The following is a 21,018-nucleotide window of genomic DNA, read 5'->3' as shown; positions in this document are numbered from 1 at the left end:
TTAAGTAAATATATTTATTAATGTTGTGAAGCACCGCTAGTTGCATCATTTTCTTGATGATCTTCATAGGCAGTATTGGCAGCAATTCGACCAAAAGTGAAAATATCTGCCAAGGAGTTACCACCCAAACGATTACCAGCATGAATGCCACCAGCATTTTCACCAGCAGAATATAGGCCATCAATAATTTGACCATCTTTATTCAAAACATGTGCCTTAGTATCAATTACTAAGCCGCCCATAGTGTGGTGAATAGCAGGCTTTCTCGGAGTAGCATAGAATGGTGCAACTTCACATTTGAGGCCTAATACATTCTTATGGAAGTCTGGATCCTCGCCACAATCAACGTAAGAATTATAATCCTGGATAGTTTTAACCAAAACTGCTGGATTCATTCCAATTTGTTTTGCCAAATCTTCAAGCGTATCAGCTCTAAACAAGGTTCCAGCCTTAACTTGCGCATCAAGTGACTCTTGGGTTGTATTGTAAGCAGTGTCCTTAATCTTATCGTCCGCAATTTGATAAATCAAACCACCATTTTCGATAACTGCCTTAGCCAAAACATCCCGTTCCGCAAATTCATTAACAAACCTCTTACCCTTTTTGTTAACCATAATATAGTTAGCAGGCGGAGTTACAACACCAGTGAAAAGCTCACCGGTCTTTGGATCAGCTACTGGCATTAATTGGATAAAGCCCATACCGAATAAGTCTGCACCAGCTTCAAGACCTAAGTTAATCCCATCGCCAGTAATTGCAGGTGAATTAGTTGTTGTACTATCGTCTGCAATGTTTGGCCAATAGGTATTGTATTTTTGAACCATCTTAGTACTGGCACCAAAGCCACCTGCCGTTAAAATTACTGCCTTAGCATGCACAGTCAAAGTACTACTGTCAGCGCGTGTTGCAATTACACCGCGTACTTTGCCATCTTCAATAATTAGTTTTTCAACACGAGTTTCAAGATATGGATCGACACCATGCTCTCTTATCCAATCACCCAAAACATGAATAAAGGCATAACCTAATGGCTCTACTGGCTTATGACCTCTGCGCCACAAACCACCAACTGGCTCTGTAACTTGAGAATTATCAAACTTAACACCCAAATCTTGGAGCCATTTAACAGAATTTAAAGCATTAGTTACCAATTCATGTACCAAAGCATATTTACCATGAATTTCGTTACCTTTTAAATCCGTCCTTTTACCACCTAAATAAGTTTGAATTTCATGGAGTAAAGTCGAATCAAATAAATAATCTGTACCAGAATCAATATATTCTTTGATTTGTCTTTGTAATCTTTCAAAATCAAAGCGGTATTCTAAATCAATTTGTTCAATTGGCGTATTAGCCAAGTCTTCTAAAGTCTGTTTTTCACCAGGAAGAGCCTTAAATTTACTTTGCCATTCTGGTTCAGCCGCATTCATTGGACCACCAGCACGGCTAGTATTACCACCGATCTGTGGATACTTTTCAAGAACAGCCACCCTTTCACCATGTTGAATTGAGCGAACTGCAGCTGCTAGACCAGCGCCACCTGCACCAACTACAGCTACATCAACAGTAATTTCTTCATCTTCTACCTTTGTAGCAGCGGGCTTTTCACGGTTTTTCCATTCGGTTGAATCGCCGCCTGCTTCATCAATTGCTTCGGCTACGCCATCAATCACACCATGACTGGAAATAGTCGCGCCACTGACCGCATCAACGTTTAAAGTTTGATTTTCCACAATTGTTTTAGGCAAACGTCTAAATACTTCATCGGCTACTCCCTTAGTTTCACCTGATGAATCTACTTTGATTGAAGTAACTTTATCGCCATCAATGTCAACTTCCATTGGCATTGATTCGGAACCATGACCTTTAGCTTTTACTTGATATTTTCCTGACTTCATTGCTTACACCTCTAATAAGTTTAATTTTATCCACAAGTTAATATTAGTGCGTCATCTGTTGATGTATCAAATATCAATTTCACTATACTTTCATAACAAAATTGTTATGAAATAACTATGTTTCGTTCTCCAAATAAAAAAAGCTTAATGCAAATAGTTATCCACATTAAACTTTTTAATTGCATGCTTTAATTAATAAACTGAAACTTGAAAGCTAAGATTAACGCTCCTTCCCCGCGCCTCTTGGCTTTTTCTTATCAAAATAAAAACGCAGGATCTCTCTGCGTTATACTTTAAATGTCAACCTGAAAATCCTACGCAATGAACAGTATAGAACAAATCGACACAGAAAACGATACTAAATCCTTAATTTCTTCATTTATCAAACTAATCGGTCTAGCTAAGTTAACTAAACAAGTCAACTTTAAGCGTAAATCTACCGTTTCATTAACCATGATCATCTCTTGGTTGATGTCAGTACACTTTGCTCGGCTTTCCTTATTCAGAGCTAAGAGTGACAAGCGTTTTTCCGTTAGAACTGCTCGCAATGTACTTAACGATGGCAGAATCAACTGGCAAAAACTATTATGCTTGATTGCAGCTCGGCTCATTGGCTGCTTCAAACATCCGTAAAAAGAAACATTATCTTTATTCAAGCATAGTTGAGGCTCAATATCATGGACATAGCTTTTTATTAAAGCTCGTCTTTGTCTCAAACCGTGGAAACAAGAACAAGTATTTGGTTTTAGCTACTACTCAGACAAAGCTTAGACCTGAAGAAATCGTCCAACTTTATGGCCGTGGATGGCAAATTAAAACATATTTTAAGACGTCTAAGCAATATCTTACTCTAGATAAATCTCAAGCTCAAAGCTATGACGGCCAATGTGGCTATATCGCAGTTACAGCAATAACTTATGATCTATTGGCCTGGCAGGAAAGACAAAATACAGATGATAAGACAATCGGAGATTTATTCTATCTAATGAACGAATCCTTACCTGATATTAGATTCGTAGATGCATTGGTCTACTTAATTTCAGAATTAAAAGAGCTTAAACAGAATAGTTTTGAAAAGATAGATGAAGTAATCAATGACTTTATTAACCAACTGCCACGATTCATACAAATTGCACTGAAACAGATCATATAAAAACTAATTACGTCTAGAAAAGCTCAATAGTGACAGGGCTTGAGCTTGATTTTGATGCTTTCAAGTTTCAGTATTTAAATTAAGCTTCAGAGGCGCCTGATACAGCATCTGCTTCTTGTTCATTTGAAACAGTAGAATAATTATAATTGGTATTATCCGCAGCAGTCGTACCTGCAACAAAACCAGAAGCATAGCTCCAGGAATTCATCATACTTGGCATTGAATCATGACCATTAGCACCACCAACAATTTCTCCTGCAGCATAGAAGTTACTTACGGGATTCATATCATTGTCAAGAAGCTGCATTTGATCAGTAGTTTCATATCCACCCAAAGTTGTGCAGAACAGAAGTTTTTGTTCAATTATATAATATGTATCGCCTTCGAACTCATGCATAAACTTCTTGTCTCTACCAAACTCAGGATCATAATCTGCTTTAACATCTTCAGTATAGTTATCAACAGTTTCCTTTAGCGTTTGATAATCAATACCTGCTTTTTCTGCCACGGTCTTCAAGTCGCCTTTGACCAGAACTGGACTCTTCTCGCCATCCAAATCAAAGAATGATTGAACTTCTTCTTTGGTAAAGCCATACTTAAGCATTAATTCATAGAAACGGTCCCAGGTTCTTTGATCCATGACAATGTAAGCTACCTTACCCTTTTGTTCGGCAATCGCATCCCTAAAATGCGTATAAGGTGCAGATTCGTTAACTATTCTCTTACCATCAGTATTAACAAAAATAGCCCCCATATCGGTCGCTTCTTTAGTTGAATAAGTTGTTAGCTTAGCAATACCAGGTTCAACTTCCAATCCATGTGGATATACCTTATACCAGTCTAAGTTACGAGTAACCAAATTCATATTTTTGGCAAAATCAAAATAATCACCGGTTGAAGTCATTGGACCATAATATGGAATATCAGTCTTATGAGCCTGATAATCACGTGCACCCCAACCACCAGCAGCTAAAACAAGTGACTTGAAATTGACATTAATTGTCTGGTGCTTGCCTTCAGCGGTTAAAGATACCAGTTTGCCAGCCTTATCTTTATTCAACTTTTCAACACGGGCATCTAAGATAATTTGTCCGCCTTTTTTTTCAAATGCCTCAGCCACCTTAGTCACTAATTCATATGAGCTTTCACTAGGCATTTCAATTTGACGATTTACACTATGTTCAACTGTTTGGGTTTCCGCTTTTTGATAAGTCAAATTTGCAAATTCAGTAATAAAGTCTACGGCCCTACCAATATTGTTAGCTAATAACTTTGACAACATTGGATAATTGGTACCGCGGCATTCACGAGTAATATCTTGAACTAGTCTATTTGGCGAATCCTTCTTTGCCGTTTCACCAAATAATTCTGCAGAAACTTTAGAGCCAGTTCCTACAACATTTGAGCCATTTAAAATAGTTGCTCCACCTAAATAGCCATTTTTTTCAAGTACAACTACTTTTTTACCCATCGAAAGAGCACGACTTGCCGCCATTAACCCGGCCATACCGGAGCCAATTACAGCCACATCAACATTTAGTTGCCTTTCTTCATGTACGACTTCTGGCTTTTTTCCGTCAAGAGCAATGTTATTTTCGGCTAATGCTTTTTTACCAGAATCTAGCATTGCTTGAGTCATCAATGATGCCCCAGAAACAGCGTCCACGTCAAAACTTTGATTATCAATAATATTTTTCTTTAATTTACCAAAAGCTTGATTAAAAATTGCAGGAGTTTCCGAATTCTTGGTTACTTTGACATCGCTAATTTTATTGTTTTCTAAATCAATCTCAAAATCAATTTGACCATTGCGACCATCTGCTTGAGCTTTAATAGTTTGTTTGGTCATAAAAACTACTCCTTTACTTGTTCTTTTTACTAAACCGCCTACATTATAACCACAATATTAAATCTAAAAAATAAATTTAATTTGATATTTTAATAGAATTTTTTTATCAAAAGCAGTAAATAAAAGCGAGTGATCATTCTCACTCGCTTGATTCTTTATCTAATTTTCATCCTTATTTATTAGCGTAATGTTGAATAACTTCTGGCTTCAATACCCCAACATAAGGAAGGTTACGATACATATTTAAAAAGTCCAAACCATAACCCACTACGAATTCATTGCCAACCTTTGAACCATAATATTCTAATTCAACATCGGTAGTTCTTCTGGCTTCCTTATTTAGCATTGCACAACACTTAACGCTCTTAGCGCCACGTGCCATAATGTGTTCTTTCATGAATTTCAAAGTTAAACCCGTATCAACGATATCTTCGACAATTAAAACATCGCGATCCTTCACGTCAGTTACCAAATCTGATACTATCTTGACCTTACCAGTTGACTCAAAGCCATCACCATAACTAGAAACATCGAGAAAATCCAGTTGATGTGCTACGTCCATTTGTCGAGTTAAGTCAGTCAAGAAGTAAATTGCACCCTTCAAAGCCCCAACAACTACCGGCTTTTTACCAGCATAGTCCTCAGTTAATTGCTTACCTAAACGGACGCACATCTCATGAATGTCATCTTCTGTGAATAATTTGTGATCTATAATTTGGTCAATATTGTCGCCTTTTGCCATTTAATCTACCCTTCAATTCAATTTACATATATTATTCCTAATAAAAAGAATTATAACATCTTTAAACAAAAAAAGCGTCATTTTCAACGCTTCCTCTGAATAATCTCTAATTTTCATACTTTGATTGATCGTCTTTTTGATCTTTATCCTTAATCGGTTCAACGATAAACCAGCGCATAAAGCCTTGTTCGATACTGTCTAAGGTAAACTTATATCCTTCAAGTTCAATTGATTCACCCTTTTTCAAGTTAGGATAATGTTCCATCATGTAACCACCAATGGTAATAATATCGCTATCTTGAAAGGCCTTCAGATCTGTATGGAAGAAACGCTCAAAGTCATATAAAGTCGTCTTACCTGAAACATGAACTTGACCATCCTTGTCCTTGATAATGTAATCATCTGAAACATCATCAATTTCATCCTTAACAGAACCGAAAAGCTCTTCATAAATATCCTTATCAGTAACGATCCCACTAGTACCACCATATTCGTCAACTACTAAGACAATTGGTGTGTGCTTAGAAATCATCAAGTGCAAGATATCTTGAATTGGCATTGATTCAGGTACCGTGATAATAGTTCTAATAATTCTTGTTACTGGTACGTTGCCATCAATTTGGCTTTGTTGCACAATGTCGTACGCATAAACATAACCCACAACGTCATCTTTATCATTATCACGCACAACTGGAAAACGACTGTAGCCTTCTTCCAAGTATTTTTTCAAGGCATAGGCAATTGTATCAGTTGAATCAAGTACTGACAATCTTGTTCTGTCAGTCATGATGTCCTTAGCAACCTTATCGTTTAATTCGAAGGCTCTTTCCATATAAGTTAAGTCTTCTTTATCAAGCGAACCACCATGAACCGCATTACGTGACAACTTGATGATTTCAGATTGTGAATAAACTTCATTTTCTTCATCAGCTGGAGTAAAGCCCATCAATTTTAAGATTCCATTGGAGCTAGTATTTAATAGCCAAACGAATGGATAAACAATCGTATGGAAAATATGAAGTGGCGTAACGATCCCCATCATCATCGGTACTGGCTTGTCAATCGCAATATTCTTAGGCACAACTTCAGTTAAGACAACTTCCAAATAAGTTAATAAAACTACGCCTAAGATTGCACTAACTGACTTGATGAGTGATTCATTCATTGGCGTCAAATGGAAAAGATCTTCCAAGATGGTTGCGAATGTATCAGCCGAGAACCAACCCAAGACTACACCAACCAAAGTGGTACCAACCTGAGTAGTTGACAAATACTCATTCAAGTTGTGCGTCATATGCAAAGCACGACGCAACTTTTTCTTATTTCCTTGACCCTTAGCAAGCATATCTTCGAGCTGACTTGGTCTAGTTTGAACTAACGCAAATTCCGCAGCAACAAAGAATGATGCAACGATAAATATTAATAATGTTGCAACTAAATTAGTTACTATTTGAGCTGGACTCAAAGTATTATCACCTTTTTTTACAAATATATTACTAAAACCTATTTTACCATTTCTTGCCTAAAATAGTGCAGTTTTACACAAGGGATAACGGTTTTTTGTAATTTATTCGACCACCTTGTAAATTTCATTAAACGGTACACGCTTTGGAATAAATTTAGGATCATTAATTTCAGCATTCTTGTCGATATAGCCAACTGCAATTGCCATTCCGACAGCTTCATCATCTGGAATTTGGGCATATTCTCTAACCAATTCTGGGTATGAAACCATTGAGTGAGCTGGCATCACACCTAAGCCACGGTTAATGGCTAAAAGCATGATACTTTGTGCAAAAATTCCTAAGTCAAAAACGGACCAAGCTGGAGATTTCTTCGGAACCGTTAAAAAGATAATTGCTGGTGCATTGAACATTGTTTTATTCGCATCATTAAATAATTGAAGCTTATTTCTGAAAAAGAAACTTTGGGATGCACCCATCGTAGCCATATTACGACTTGGATAAGTATCCCAGTCTAGTGATAGCATTGAAGCAAAATCTTCATGTGCAGCTTCTTTATCATCAATCTTTTTAGCTGAAGCAGCCTTAAACTTGCTTAAAGCATCCCCCATCAAAACATATGCACGCCATGGCTGAGAATTAAGCAATGAAGGTGATTGCTGTGCCATTTTAACGATTCCAGCAATTGTTTTTTCTTGTAATTTTCTATTAGTAAACTTCCGCGTTACATGTTCCTTTTCATAAACATCCTTAAAATTCATTTTTCCTCAATTCCTTTTTGCTTATATAATAACAATCTATATTTTATTATAGTAAAAAACTGTTAAAAAGCTTAATTATTGCTCTTTTCTTGCTTTTTCTTTTCTGCTGCCTGTTTTTTTAAATAAGCACTCATTGCAAGATCATTTTTTCGCATAGCAATAAACGCAGTAATGGTTAAAGTTAATCCGCCAAGACAAATCACAAGTAAGCCAATCGGAAACAAGAAGTCTGCTCCCTTAGGAATAAATGATGCCTTAATTACCCAGCATGCTATACCAATTAACATCAAAACTATACCCACAATGACTGCCTTAGTGTTCGGTCGATATCTTTTCATAAATGCCCTTCTTTCTTAATTAACATTCTAACAGAAAAAGCTTAGCTTCAACGTAGAAGCTAAGCCGAAAACTATAGAAATAGTCGTTAAATTTTTACATGAGAGAGGGGAAAGTTGACTATTTAAGTTCGATAGTTTGTACTTTTTGGGAATGTTCAACACTGCCTTTTTCAATCGGAGTAACTGACTTAATCAGGTCCATGTTGGTGTAGACAACGATGCAGCTGTCATCGTATCCCTTGTCTGTAATCATTTGGAAATCCATTGTGGCTAAGGGTTGACCTTTCTTAACTTTATCGCCTTGACTAACATTCACTGTAAACGGAGCACCTTTTAGTTCAACAGTATCAAGACCCAAGTGAATCAAAAACTCAATACCTTGGTCATTCGTGATACCAATAGCATGTTTAGTTGGGAAAAGTGTGGAAATACTACCATCAACTGGTGCATAGATATGATTATCCTTAGGCTTGATAGCATAGCCATCACCTAACATCTTAGTTGAGAAGACATCGTCTTTTACATCAGTAATTGGCATAATGTCGCCATCAACTACCGCATCTACTTCAATACCCTTATTCTTTTTCTTAAAGAAATTAAACATAATTAATAACCTCTGGATTTCTAAAATTCAAGTAATAATATCAACATAAAGCTTGCGAGTAATAAACCAGCTGCAGTAAGTGAAATTGCGATTATTACTCGACTAACACCATCTTGCGTTTTCTTCAAAGCTTTTGCTCGATAAAAACCTAAGATAGCTAATACTACGCAAAGCAAGTTGCCAACAAAGAGCTGAGCAATCATCTGACTTCCCATCAAGAAGCGATAAGTCTGTCGATTGATTAAAAACTGCTTGTGGTTTAACAACATATAGTAGCCTAGTATGAAGTCAACGATAGCAACGATTGTACTAATCGCAATCATCGGCTGCTTCATAATCATCATCCGAATCGATTGACCAGAAGCACCGCTTCGTAGTGCAATCATCGCCCAAAACAATAGTGGAGCAATGAAAAGTACGTATGAATACCAAGTCAAAATCTTCTTAGTATCCAAGTGCATGCTTTCGGTTATTCGATCGATAAAGTTGCCAACTTTTCGTTTACTAATTGCCCACATTGATCTCTACATCCTCTCCTTGACTCTGTTGCCAAGCTACATATTCACTAATTACCAAATCAATTAAGAAGTACGCTGGGGTAAAGGCAACCTTCCCGCTCTTAAAGTCGGCATCATCAGTAAAGGCAATCGTTGGAAAATAAATGTTGTGCTGCACTAATGAAGCTAATTTATTTTGCTTCAGGTTAGTGAACGAAACATATTTGAATTTATCATTCACTAGTTCCAACTTAGTGATTTCCTCATTGATCGTTTTATTATCACCCGTAAACGAGATAATAAACAAAACATCGCCTTTTTGAGCAAAGCGTCCCGCAGCTTTTAACTCCTCTAATGCTGATGGCAAAACAGTTGCATGCTTGCCAACTACAAACAATTCATGAGCCAAATATTGTGCGATTAACTCTTGTTGCCAACCAGTAGAGTAAATGTAAATTGTCTCTGCATTATCTAAATCGCGATACAAGCTATTGAAATCACGTTGTTTGAAATACTTCAACACGTCTGAATTTACTTTACTAAGTTCCCGCGCAAAATTATTTTCAATTTTGATTGGTTTTTGCTTCGATTCGGCTAATTCAACCAAATCAAATTTAAGCTCACTGTAGCCACTTAGTCCTAGCTTTTTACATAACCGGAAAATTGCGGATTCGGATACATAAAGCTTTTTAGCTAATTTGGCTAAGCTTAATTTGCTACAGTCTCTCGGATTATTTAGAACATATTGAACTATCTGTTTTTCAGAATCGTTCAATTTATGACTATTGTCATAGACCATTGATCTCAAATTTGCCATAATACCTGTGCCCTTATCAATATATAATTTATATATTAATGATAACACAAGCGCTTTCAGATTATAGCAATTGTTTCATTTGATCAACAACTTGATCGGCATCCAATCCGACAACGATGTCAACCTCGTTGTTATCTTTATGTTGTACTTCGTAAGAATCTGCGATCTTCTTGAATTCTGAATCTGGAGCGACCTTCTTAGGATCAACGACATGAGTTCTTACTCTAGTTGAGCAAGCAATGACATCTTGAATGTTGGAGTCACCACCAAGCAAGTCAACGATACCAGTAGCTCTTTCAATATAAGGATTATCTTGTTCAGTTGATACCTTAGCGTCGCCACCTTGTTGTTGCATTAAAGTGTTCATTTCATCAAGAACTTGAGGTACGTCCAAACCTACGATAACTTGGATAGCCTTACCGTGGTGTACGACATTGACAGCCTTGTTTGCTTTAAATGCGGCATCTGAAGCAACTTTATTTGGATCGGCAACAGATACACGTAATCTAGTAGCACATGAACTCAATTCTGTAATGTTTGAAGGACCACCTAATAATTCAAGGTAAGCAGTTGCTCTTTCAATGTAAGGGTCATTAGCGTCCTTACCAGCAGCTTCTGCAGCTTTCTTAGCCTTGTATTCTTTCTTTGAAAGAAGGTGAACATCTTGATCATCGGCTTCACGACCTGGAGTAATGTAGTTGAACTTCTCGATCATGATCTTGAAGACGAAGTAAGTGATAATACCGAAAATAATACCAACGATAAATTCCATGACGTAGGTCTTCCAGTGGTTTTGCCAAAGTGGAATCCAGTTCATTGAAGCGATACCGATCGCACCATCTGACATGAATCCTCTTAAACCAAAGGCCCACATAACTGTGTTCATCGTGGCTGACAATACTGAGTAAACTACCCAAAGAACTGGAGCAGCAAACAAATAAGTAAAGTCGATAGGTTCAGTAATACCAGCTAATACTGAGGTTAAAGCAGCTGGGATAAGCAAAGCTGAAGTTTGCTTCTTCTTGTTCTTCTTAGCAGTTGCGTAGAAGGCAAGACAGATAAATGGTACTAAGAATACCTTTTCGTTACCGTAAAGTTGGAATCCTTCAACTGAAGCGATTTGTGAAAGTGGTTTAGTACTTGCAGCGTATTCAGCAAGGTGTTTCAACCAGTATGGTTGCAAACCGCCGGCAACAACGGCTGGACCGAATTGGAATGGAATGTATACCAAGTGGTGAAGACCAGTAGGAATCAATACACGGTTCAAGAATTGGTAAATCCAAACACCGATAAATCCACTATCTACGATGAAGTGTTGCATGCTGGTGATACCCATTTGAACTTTTGGCCAGCCCCAGCAGGTAATGAGTGCTAAAGGAATCATTACGAAGAATGCTAAAGCGTAGACATAAGTTGAACCTTGGAAAGTACCAAGCCAGTCTGGCAACTTCTTGTCAAAGTACTTGTTGTGTAGCCATACAACAATCAAAGCAACAACCAAGGCACCTAAGATACTAGTGTCAAGAGTCTTGATACCAGCAATGTTAGTTAAACCGTGGTTAGTAGCGTTAGCAACAATTTGAATCTTGTCAAAGTTAGGAATACCAAATGCTGCACCCCAGTGGGTAAGCATTGCACCGATGAAGTAGTTGTAAGTCAAGTAAGCAATAACTGCTTCCATGGCTGCTCTACCTCTAGCCTTGTTGGCTAAACCGATTGGCAAACCTACAGTAAACAAAATACCTTCTTGGTTGAATACTGTCCAACCACCAGCTGAAATTGTGTCCCAAACTGAGTTCCATGTAGTTCCCGGGTTGGCAATTGAACCAAACAGAGTCGGGTTATTGAACAAACTACCTAAAGCTACGACAATACCCGCAAACGAGAACAGCATAACTGGGACGAACATAGCGGCCCCAAACCGCTGTATTTTCTGCATCATAATCGTTTACCTCTGAAGAAAAAAATTAAATCAATAACTTATTCTTACATCTACACCTGCATCTACATCTTTATTTCATCAGATCAAGTCAACCGCAAGGTGCTCATACAATTGACTTTTGCCATTTGTGCTTCACACAAATATTTACTCCTCAAAAATGTTTTAAGATAAAACGTCCAGTTGATATCAAATTCTGAACTTAACTCTATCTTAGTAGCTAGCTTACATTTTTATTTATACCATAGTTTTAAGCTAATGTAAGCGCTTTTTAAAACTATGACTTATTGTTTCATAAAGTTAAGATAGTATTTCATTCGCTGAAATTTATTTCAGCCCTTCAATGATGTATATACCAATATTTATACCCCTTTATTTTGCTTGTCGCGCCTATGTTTAATCATTTACTTTACATACAAAAATAACATGTCAAGAAATATGCTATAGACATTCTCTATTTATACACATAAAATCCTCTGCAATATATTTCATTTCATGAAACGAAACAAGTGATAAAACCTTTTTCCTTTCCAAGATGAACTACTTTGCTTACTGAAATAACACAAAGTCTGGCATAATTAACGGTAAGTTAAATGCACAGGAGGAATTATCATGACAATCAAATATATTGCACTTGATACCGACGGTACCTTGCTTAATTCAACAGGTAAGATTTTGCCCAGTACAAAAAAGGTAGTTAAAACAGCTTTAGACCAAGGAATAAAAGTTGCTTTATGTTCTGGTCGGCCAATCGCAGGATTAAAACATTTTATGGACGAATTAGGAATTATTGGACCTGATCAATATGCTATCACTCTTAATGGCGCAATTACCCGCACAGCAGATGGCAAGATAATGACTAAAGATCTAGTTTCTAATCGACTTTATCGTAAAATGTATGCTTTTGCTAACGAGCATCATTTACCTTTTAACGTTGTTTCCCCTGATTCAAAAATAATTACAGGAGATCATGATGTTGATTTAATGGTTTATACTCAAGCTTACGAAAATAGTGCGACTTTATACATTAGAGAGCCAGATGAATTGCCTAGTGATTTTGAAATTGCTAAAGGTTGTTTTGCCACTAAAGCTAAGTTGTTAGACCAATGGGAGGATAAAATTCGCCAAGAATTTGGTCAAGAGCTTTATATTGTTCGAGCTGATGATTGTTTCCTAGAATTACTTCATCCTAATGTTAATAAAGGAACCGGATTAAAAGAATTAACTGAAAAATTAGGTATTAAGCCTGATGAAGTCATGGCAATTGGTGATGAACGGAATGATATTTCCATGTTCGACTTTGCTGGAACGACTGTCTGCATGGGTAATGGCTCCGAAGAAGCGAAAAAGCATGCTGATTATGTTACCACTTCAAATGACGAAGATGGCATCAGCAATGCTTTTGAGAAATTTTTATAATCAACCTAAAACAAGTATCTGAGAAGTGATTAATCTTTCCTAGATACTTGTTTTATTATTTGTTCAAATATTCACGCAAAGCTGGCAAAACTTTCTCCGCCTCAACTCGTCCGACCTCATACACTCGTCGCATCTCTTTTTTATCTGTTTCTAAAGTGCCAATTTCAAGCGGAAACGGTGGACGAATAATAAAAGCTTGGTCAGCAGCTTCATCTTTTACCATCTGATCAAGCACCGCATTATAATCCTCAGCTCTAGTAGCCAATTTTTTTACTACTGCGGGGTATTTCCTTAAAATTACTTTTTCCAGTGGATAGAGCTTACTCTGCTTTTTGCGATAAGACTTCGGCTGTGTAGCAATGACTACCTTTTTATCACAGTTTTGCTGCTCTAAAAAATCATACGGAATTGAATCAGATACACCGCCATCAAAGTAATAATGCCCTTGAATTGCAACTGGATGAGCAAAAAATGGAATCGACGACGAGGCTCTAATCCACTCTAAGTCAACATAACCTGCATCATGTAATTGATGATAAACCGACTCACCTGTTGCAGCATCAGTTGCAACACACCAAAAGTCCATTGGATTAGTCATAAATTTTTCTTTATCAAAAACATCCAACTTATCAGGCAAAATATGGTAACAAAAGTTAGCCGCATACAAATTGCCTGACCGCCGCCATGACTTCCAACTAGCATAATATGGTTTCCCCGCAAAGCGCATGTTGTAGCGCAATACTCTTCCCTTTTGCTCCGACTTCAAGTTTACGCCAAAGGCAGCACCGGCTGAAACGCCAATTGCTAAATCAAAGGTTATGTCATTTTCTAAAAACACATCAATTACGCCAGCTGTAAACAGCCCACGCATTGCTCCACCTTCAAGTACTAACCCACTTTTCATATTTTCCCTCTTTATCAAAAAAAGACCTACGCTTTTCGCATAGGTCTAATTTATTCTTATTTTAATTTTACTTCAAGCCCGACCATTGCCATTCAGTTACTTCTGGCATATCCTTACCATTGTCACGAATGTATTGATGGTGCTTTTCAAGCAAGTCATCCATGTGACTGATGAAGTCCGCATTCTTGCCCTTCAAAGCTGGGATGCTTTCTACGGCATCCTTAGCTAGGTCAAAGCGATCAAGATGATTCAATACCCGCATGTCAAATGGGGTAGTAATATCACCATTTTCTTCATAGCAGTGAATATGAACATTGTAGCGCTTGCGAGCAAACCAGATGGATTCCATCATGCTCTTGTAGCCATGCCATGCAAAGATTACTGGCACATCCTTAGGGAATAATCTGTCAAATTCTTCAGTTGAAAGACCATTCTTGTTGTCCTTAGGATCCATTAACTTCATAACATCAACTACGTTAATGTAGCGAATCTTGAGATCTGGGAACTTCTTGTGCAAGATATCGATTGCGGCTAAAGTTTCAATAGTTGGTTCAGTTTCAGTTGAAGCAAAGACAACGTCTGGCTTAACGCCCTTGTCAGTTGAAGCCCAATCAATGTAGCCTAAGCCCTTGTCTACCAACTTCTTGGCTTCTTCAATTGAGAACCATTGTGGACGAGGCTGCTTAGAAGTTACCAAGACATTGATGCATTCTCTATCTTTCAAGGCCTTATCGCCAACTGCTAAAAGCGTATTAGTATCTGATGGCAAGTATTCATGAACAAGATCTGGACGGTTCTTTTCATACAAGTGAGTCAAGATACCTGGATCTTGGTGAGTGTAACCATTGTGGTCTTGTTGGAATACAGTTGAAGTTGCGACAAAGTTAAGTGATGGATAATCATGACGCCAGTATTGTTCCTTAGCTTTTCTTAACCACTTCATGTGTTGCGTGAGCATGGAGTCAACTACTCGGCCAAAGGCTTCATAAGTAGCGAAGAAGCCATGACGACCAGTCAAAACATAGCCTTCAAGGAAGCCCTCATCTTGGTGTTCTGACAATTGTGAGTCAATCACACGGCCACTTGGAGCCAGGTTTTCATCATTTGGTTCATGAACTTCTGGTTCCCATTGGCGCTTTTGATCATCAAGTAATTGGAACAAGCGGTTTGATTTAGATTCATCTGGACCAAAGCCGCGGAAAGTAGTTGGGTTGAGCTTAGCAACTTCATCTAAGTACTTAGCCCATTCAACCATGTCTTGGGCTTCAACTGAACCTGGCTTGTCAAACTTCAAAGCAAATTTGCGGTAGTCTGGCAAGTTAAGCCGCTTAGGATCAAGACCACCGTTAGTAATTGGGTTCATTGCCATTCTATGGTCGCCCTTGGCAGTGTTTTCAGTTACGATTTCCTTAGGTGAACCGTCTTCATTAAACAATTCTTCTGGCTTGTAGCTTTCCAGCCAATCAGTAAGCATATCAGCGTGTTCCATATTGCCTTGAGCAACTGGAATTGGAATTTGGTGAGCCCGGAATGAATTTTCAATTGGGTTGCCATCCAAGTCCTTCTTTGGACCAGTCCAGCCCTTAGGGCATTGGAAAATAATCATTGGCCAATGTGGCAAGGTAGCATCATTGTTTTCACGGGCATGCTTTTGAATAGCCTTGATTTCTTCAATGACTTCATCCATGGTCTTAGCCATTTCTTCGTGAACCTGCATTGGGTCCTTTTCACCGTCAAAACGGCCACCCTTAAAGACTGAAACAAAGTGAGGATCCCAGCCCATGCCGCGGAAGTATTCGGTTAATTCTTGATCGCTCATGCGAGAAACAATGGTTGGGTTAGAAATCTTAAAGCCGTTGATTTGCAAGATTGGCAGAACTGCACCATCTTTAATTGGGTTAATGAACTTGTCACTAAACCATGAAGCAGCTAAGGGACCAGTTTCAGCTTCACCATCACCAATTTCAACAGCGGCAATAACATCTGGATTATCCAAAACAGCACCAGTACCGTGTGAAAGTGAGTAGCCTAATTCCCCACCTTCATGAATTGAACCTGGAGTTTCAGGAGCAGCGTGAGAAGCAACACCACCTGGGAAACTAAAGCGCTTGAATAGCTTAGCCATCCCCTTTTCGTCCTGGGTAATCTCTGGGTAACGTTCAGTATATGAACCATCAAGATATGAGTTAGAAACCATTACCTGACCACCGTGACCTGAACCCTCAATATAAAACATGTTCAAGTCATACTTCTTAAGCACACGATTCAAGTGAGCATAAATAAAGTTTTGTGGTGCAATCGTGCCCCAGTGACCAATTGGCTTAGGCTTAACGTCTTCTGCCACCAACGGAGTCTTGAGAAGCGGATTCTTCATCAAGAACAATTGACCAACTGACAAGTAGTTGGCTGCGCGCCAATATGCATCAACGCTCTTTAAATAGTCTTTTGAGTCATAATCAACTGCCATCTTATTCTCCTTTGAGCATTTAAGAGTGCTCTTGTTCATTTGTTCTTTTGTTTACACTTATATCATACCAAATTATCTAAAAAGTTCAACTATTTTTATAATTGGATCCTACCAATTTAAAAAATAAGTATTTAATTTAAAATTGCATCCCTTTTTTGTTGCTATATCAACCTTTTAATGCTTTGATATAAGTATTTAGCTGCTTAAATACTGATAAGTACAGATAAACAAATATCAAATACTGACATAATCAGTGCAAAATTATTCATTCATGTTAGATTACTAAATGGAGGGCATGAGATGACCCAAGAAGAAAGATTAATACAAATTAAACAGTTACTTGAAAAAAAGCACCAATTATCAACTAGACAGATTGCAGCTCACTTCAATGTATCATTTGATACGGCAAGACGAGATGTAATTCATCTAACTGAAACTGGTCAAGCAATTAGAGTTCATGGTGGTTTGATGGAAATTAATTGCAACAGCGTACCTGATTTTTTAGCAAGAAATCAAGTACAATCACCGGTTAAGATGAAAATGGCTAGAATGGCAAAGAGATTTGTTCATCCAGGTCAATGTGATTTCATCGGTTCATCAACTACGTTAAAGCAGCTCTGTCCAATGCTTAATGGTATTGACATGCAGATCGTCACGAATTCAATCGACAACGCATTAAGCTTATTAGCAACAGAAATCCCATCAGTCAGATTGTTGGGCGGCGTTATCAACAAAAAGCAGCGTTTCATTTATTCTGAAACAGCATTAGAAACATTGCGTCAAATCCATTTCAATACTGCATTTATTGGTGGATCTCGAATCAGAGATGACGGCGTATATACACCAAGCATGGCTGATTCCAAAATTGTCGAAACCGCCGCTAGTCGCGCTAATCAAGTTGTATTAGTTGCCGAAAAATATAAATTTACTAATCAATCCTCTTCGCCATACATGTCTGTCCCCCTCAATCAGATCGATGTCCTTATTACCGACACCCCATTGCCTGAGGAATTAAAGCATCATTTTAATCCAAAAACGCAAATTATACCTGTTTTAAAGGAGTGATAGTTATGTTCAGTCTCTTTAACCAAAAGAAACAAAGCGAAAGTCGTGAAGTATACCAAGATTTGAAGAATTTTTATAATAGTTTTTTTAGCAATATCTACAATGAAATGAATATTGGTCGCTATCGGCAGATTCGCGATGCAATTGGGCTTGTTCTTAATAAGTTCGACAGTGGTGATCATCCTCTTGAATACACTAGCAAATTGGTCATGTATATTCAGGCTCGAATTGCCATGAATCACCTGCATCTAACTCATGAACAGCAAGACCTAATGAAAAAGCTAAGTGACGCTACCAAATATGTAAATCTTTCTTATGTTTATCTGAGTCCGCTCACTTCGGTAGAACAATTTGTTAATATTTAAGTGTATCTAGAACCTGCTCTAGATGAAAAAATGAATCCAAAAAGACCGAGTAGCTGATCTGCTCGGCCTTTTTATGCAATAATATTGTTAAAAGATATAGATTTTTTCAAAGGAAATAATTATGACAAAATTACCATTCAAAGTTGTTGCTGTCGATATGGATGGCACTTTCATGCATGATGATCAAACTTTCGATCACAAGCGCTTTAACCGCATCTTAACAGAATTACACAAAAAGGGGATTCACTTTATCGTTTCAAGTGGGCGCCCTTATACCAGATTACGCAAAGATTTTGCTGGCTTTTTAAACCGAATCGACATGATTGCTGACAATGGCTCGCTTTTGCTTCAAGATAATCAAATTATTAGCACTCATTTGCTCACTTATAAAACAACCTTAGATCTAATAAGTTTTATCAAAGAGCATTATTCCAAGAGTTCAATTATTGTCACTGGGATCAACAATTCATATACAACTATTAATGCTTCTCCTAGTTTTAAGCAGACGATGAACTTCTATTACCCCGATCGAATTGAAGTTACTGATTTAGCAGCGGCTATCAATCCGCAGGATATGATTACTAAAATCACCTTAAGTTATCAATATGATTTTTCCGCGGAATTAGAAAAAGAATTCAACCAAACCCATGCCGAGAAGATTCACTGTACTTCTAGTGGTTTCGGTTTGCTTGATATTGTGCCTTACAGCGTTAATAAAGGGAGCGCTCTAAAATACTTCTTACGCTATTTTGGTGCTAAACCCAATGAATTAATTGCCTTTGGCGACGGAATGAATGATGCTGAGATGTTAAAACTAGCCGGTTACAGTTATGCGATGGCTAATGCAGAAGATCAAGTTAAGAAAATCGCCAAGTATGAGGCCCCGAGTAACAATGATGATGGAGTTTTAGAGGTGCTTGATTCATATTTAGCTAAAGTAGAGAAATAATAATTACTGTAAACTAAAACCGTCTGAATGAGCAAAATAAAAAAGTAGCCAAGTTTTCTTAAACTAATTGACTTAAGAAAACACAGCTACTTTTTATTTACCCAAATTAACAAAGGTATTAAAGTTCATATAATGATAATGCACGCGCATATTTGATACTTCAAACGGCGTCCCATCATCCAAGAAGAAGATCCCTTCCATTACACCAACAGGTTCAGTCGGCTTCAAATTTAGCTTCTGCTGATCTTCTTCATTCGATGGTTCAACAGTGATATTCAAGAATGACTTAGTAACGGTCTTTCCCTGTTCATCTTCCAAATAGTTAAACAAAGACTTTTGTAAAGTCTCTGGCTTTAATTCCGGCACAATTTTAATCGGCAAATATCCAGTCTCAATTAAAAATGGTTGTTCATCTAACAGCCGCAGACGCTTGAATTCATAAACAAAATCATTTTCATTTAAAAATAAGTCTTCCGCAATTTCTTTAGTTGCCTTAATCACATGAAAATCAAGCAACTTAATTTGTTGTTTTTTACCAGGGACTTTAAAAGAATCAGTGATTCCAAGATTCGATCCATCATAACGAAACATTGCCTGTTTGCGCAAATATAGTGGATTAATAAAAGTTCCACTACCTCGCTTTTTAAAAACGATCCCTTGTTGAGCCAACAGCTCCAGCGCACGCTTCATTGATGATCGACTTACCTGATAGTGTTCGGCTAGACTGCGTTCATCAGGCAGTCGCATCCCCTCATACTGATTATTCAAAATATTCTGTTTAATGTCATGCATAACTGTCCGATAAACATAATCTGCCATTATTCTCGTCCTTGATCTGCCTTTTTAATACTATCAATAAACCAAGTTGCAAACTTATCCAAGTCCACATCTGTCGCAATCTCCGCATTGGCATGTTCTTGGTCCATAAAATCCATTACGCTGGCACCATAAGTATATTGCCCGCGCAATTCAATATTCAAGTTTGCCTTTTTCATTGTAAACATTTCCGGATGAAGCATAATTCCAACTGCAGTCGGATCATAAATCTTAATTCGCGGATCACCGTCTGGTTCATGAATGTTAGAGAAAAGTGAATACAACATATTACCCACTTCACCACATGTCTTAACTTTATCCATTTGCTCTGGTGTTAAATGGGCCTTATTTCCAATTTCAAGTGGAGCAACCTTAACTAGCAATCCACTATGAAAAACTACCTGCGCTGCTTCCGGATCTCCCGCAATATTATATTCCGCAAATGGGCTATGATTTCCGTGACCAATATTACCACCCATAATTACAATTTCCGCAATATTTTCTTTAACTTCAGGATATTGCTTAAAAAGTAAGGCAAAGTCAGTTAATGGTCCAATGCCCATCAGAGTTATTTTTTCTGGACTACTTTTAATTTCCTTAGCCATCAACGTTGCAGCAAGACCAGGTTCAATTAAAGAATCATCAGCTTGTTCAAATTCAAAGCCGGCAATCCCTGTTTTACCATGAACCGAAGCAGCACTAATCATTGGTGCCACCAGTGGTTGATTAGCACCCACTACGACAGGAACCTTAGTATGCAAAAACTTTTCTAAATTTAAGGTATTTTGCAAGGTATATTTCAGTGCCACGTTACCCCAAGTAGGCACAATCATGCGCACATCAAGTTCTTGTGCAAAAAGACTAATCGTCATGGCAGCAATGTCATCAATGCCAGGATCAGTACTGATAATTAAAGGTCTCTTGTTCATAAAATTATCCTCTCGTATTAAGTACTTTTATAATAGCAAAAAA

Annotated in this window: 18 protein-coding genes and 1 pseudogene; 5 read left to right on the top strand and 14 right to left on the bottom strand. The window is 37.7% G+C overall.

Features of this window, described 5'->3' with window-relative positions:
• Positions 1-17: 17 nt before the first annotated feature.
• The gene (locus CP363_RS03825) at positions 18-1,898 is read right to left on the bottom strand and encodes a flavocytochrome c (protein WP_098035864.1); all 1,881 of its coding nucleotides are present in this window, start codon (positions 1,896-1,898) and stop codon (positions 18-20) included.
• A gap of 321 nt (positions 1,899-2,219) precedes the next feature.
• Here CP363_RS03825 and CP363_RS03820 point away from each other — a divergent pair.
• Positions 2,220-3,051, top strand: a pseudogene (locus CP363_RS03820) (hypothetical protein).
• 79 nt (positions 3,052-3,130) lie between these two features.
• On the opposite strand, the gene CP363_RS03815 reads toward CP363_RS03820, so the two are convergent.
• The 9 genes from CP363_RS03815 to CP363_RS03775 form a co-directional block, all read right to left on the bottom strand.
• On the bottom strand, positions 3,131-4,900 hold the full coding sequence (locus CP363_RS03815; protein ID WP_098035863.1) for an FAD-dependent oxidoreductase: 1,770 nt from the start codon (positions 4,898-4,900) through the stop codon (positions 3,131-3,133).
• Between the two features lie 172 nt (positions 4,901-5,072).
• Positions 5,073-5,642, bottom strand: coding sequence for a hypoxanthine phosphoribosyltransferase (gene hpt / locus CP363_RS03810; protein ID WP_005718562.1), 570 nt, complete (start codon positions 5,640-5,642; stop codon positions 5,073-5,075).
• 106 nt (positions 5,643-5,748) lie between these two features.
• Positions 5,749-7,107, bottom strand: coding sequence for a hemolysin family protein (locus CP363_RS03805; RefSeq protein ID WP_035443138.1), 1,359 nt, complete (start codon positions 7,105-7,107; stop codon positions 5,749-5,751).
• 102 nt (positions 7,108-7,209) lie between these two features.
• Complete coding sequence (locus tag CP363_RS03800; protein WP_013086012.1) at positions 7,210-7,866, bottom strand: nitroreductase; 657 nt, start codon at positions 7,864-7,866, stop codon at positions 7,210-7,212.
• A 71-nt stretch (positions 7,867-7,937) separates the two neighbouring features.
• Positions 7,938-8,204, bottom strand: a complete 267-nt coding sequence (locus CP363_RS03795) for a hypothetical protein (protein WP_005718555.1) — start codon at positions 8,202-8,204, stop codon at positions 7,938-7,940.
• A gap of 118 nt (positions 8,205-8,322) precedes the next feature.
• Positions 8,323-8,808: a PTS glucose transporter subunit IIA gene (locus CP363_RS03790; protein WP_005718553.1), complete on the bottom strand. Its 486-nt coding sequence runs from the start codon at positions 8,806-8,808 to the stop codon at positions 8,323-8,325.
• A 20-nt stretch (positions 8,809-8,828) separates the two neighbouring features.
• On the bottom strand, positions 8,829-9,326 hold the full coding sequence (locus tag CP363_RS03785) for a hypothetical protein (protein WP_013086011.1): 498 nt from the start codon (positions 9,324-9,326) through the stop codon (positions 8,829-8,831).
• The gene (locus tag CP363_RS03780) at positions 9,313-10,122 is read right to left on the bottom strand and encodes a MurR/RpiR family transcriptional regulator (protein ID WP_089143544.1); all 810 of its coding nucleotides are present in this window, start codon (positions 10,120-10,122) and stop codon (positions 9,313-9,315) included. The genes CP363_RS03785 and CP363_RS03780 overlap by 14 nt, the downstream gene beginning before the upstream one ends.
• Before the next feature lie 61 nt (positions 10,123-10,183).
• Positions 10,184-12,064 (bottom strand): alpha-glucoside-specific PTS transporter subunit IIBC, encoded by a 1,881-nt coding sequence (locus CP363_RS03775; RefSeq protein WP_005724271.1) that lies wholly within the window; start codon positions 12,062-12,064, stop codon positions 10,184-10,186.
• A gap of 609 nt (positions 12,065-12,673) precedes the next feature.
• Here CP363_RS03775 and CP363_RS03770 point away from each other — a divergent pair.
• Positions 12,674-13,480 (top strand): Cof-type HAD-IIB family hydrolase, encoded by an 807-nt coding sequence (locus CP363_RS03770; protein ID WP_098035862.1) that lies wholly within the window; start codon positions 12,674-12,676, stop codon positions 13,478-13,480.
• Between the two features lie 55 nt (positions 13,481-13,535).
• Here CP363_RS03770 and CP363_RS03765 read toward each other — a convergent pair whose 3' ends face one another.
• Positions 13,536-14,384 (bottom strand): patatin family protein, encoded by an 849-nt coding sequence (locus CP363_RS03765; protein WP_098035861.1) that lies wholly within the window; start codon positions 14,382-14,384, stop codon positions 13,536-13,538.
• Positions 14,385-14,451: 67 nt separating this feature from the next.
• On the bottom strand, positions 14,452-16,851 hold the full coding sequence (locus tag CP363_RS03760) for a phosphoketolase family protein (protein ID WP_098035860.1): 2,400 nt from the start codon (positions 16,849-16,851) through the stop codon (positions 14,452-14,454).
• Positions 16,852-17,151: 300 nt separating this feature from the next.
• On the opposite strand from CP363_RS03760, the gene CP363_RS03755 reads away from it, so the two are divergent.
• From CP363_RS03755 to CP363_RS03745, 3 genes are all read left to right on the top strand, one after another.
• Positions 17,152-17,916, top strand: a complete 765-nt coding sequence (locus CP363_RS03755; protein ID WP_023487972.1) for a DeoR/GlpR family DNA-binding transcription regulator — start codon at positions 17,152-17,154, stop codon at positions 17,914-17,916.
• Positions 17,917-17,921: 5 nt separating this feature from the next.
• Complete coding sequence (locus CP363_RS03750; RefSeq protein ID WP_005721528.1) at positions 17,922-18,281, top strand: bacteriocin immunity protein; 360 nt, start codon at positions 17,922-17,924, stop codon at positions 18,279-18,281.
• Positions 18,282-18,402: 121 nt separating this feature from the next.
• Positions 18,403-19,230: a Cof-type HAD-IIB family hydrolase gene (locus CP363_RS03745; RefSeq protein ID WP_098035859.1), complete on the top strand. Its 828-nt coding sequence runs from the start codon at positions 18,403-18,405 to the stop codon at positions 19,228-19,230.
• A 93-nt stretch (positions 19,231-19,323) separates the two neighbouring features.
• Here the strand turns inward: CP363_RS03745 and CP363_RS03740 are convergent, their stop codons facing one another.
• Positions 19,324-20,049, bottom strand: coding sequence for a GntR family transcriptional regulator (locus CP363_RS03740; protein WP_089143549.1), 726 nt, complete (start codon positions 20,047-20,049; stop codon positions 19,324-19,326).
• A complete protein-coding gene (locus tag CP363_RS03735) occupies positions 20,049-20,975 on the bottom strand; it encodes a nucleoside hydrolase (RefSeq protein WP_098035858.1) in 927 nt (308 codons plus the stop codon). Before CP363_RS03735 ends, CP363_RS03740 begins: the two co-directional genes overlap by 1 nt.
• Positions 20,976-21,018 lie beyond the last annotated feature (43 nt).

Source organism: Lactobacillus sp. UMNPBX12 (assembly GCF_002553955.1).
GTDB classification, from domain to species: Bacteria; Bacillota; Bacilli; order Lactobacillales; family Lactobacillaceae; genus Lactobacillus; species Lactobacillus crispatus.
This window is presented reverse-complemented; position numbering and strand designations above follow the sequence as displayed.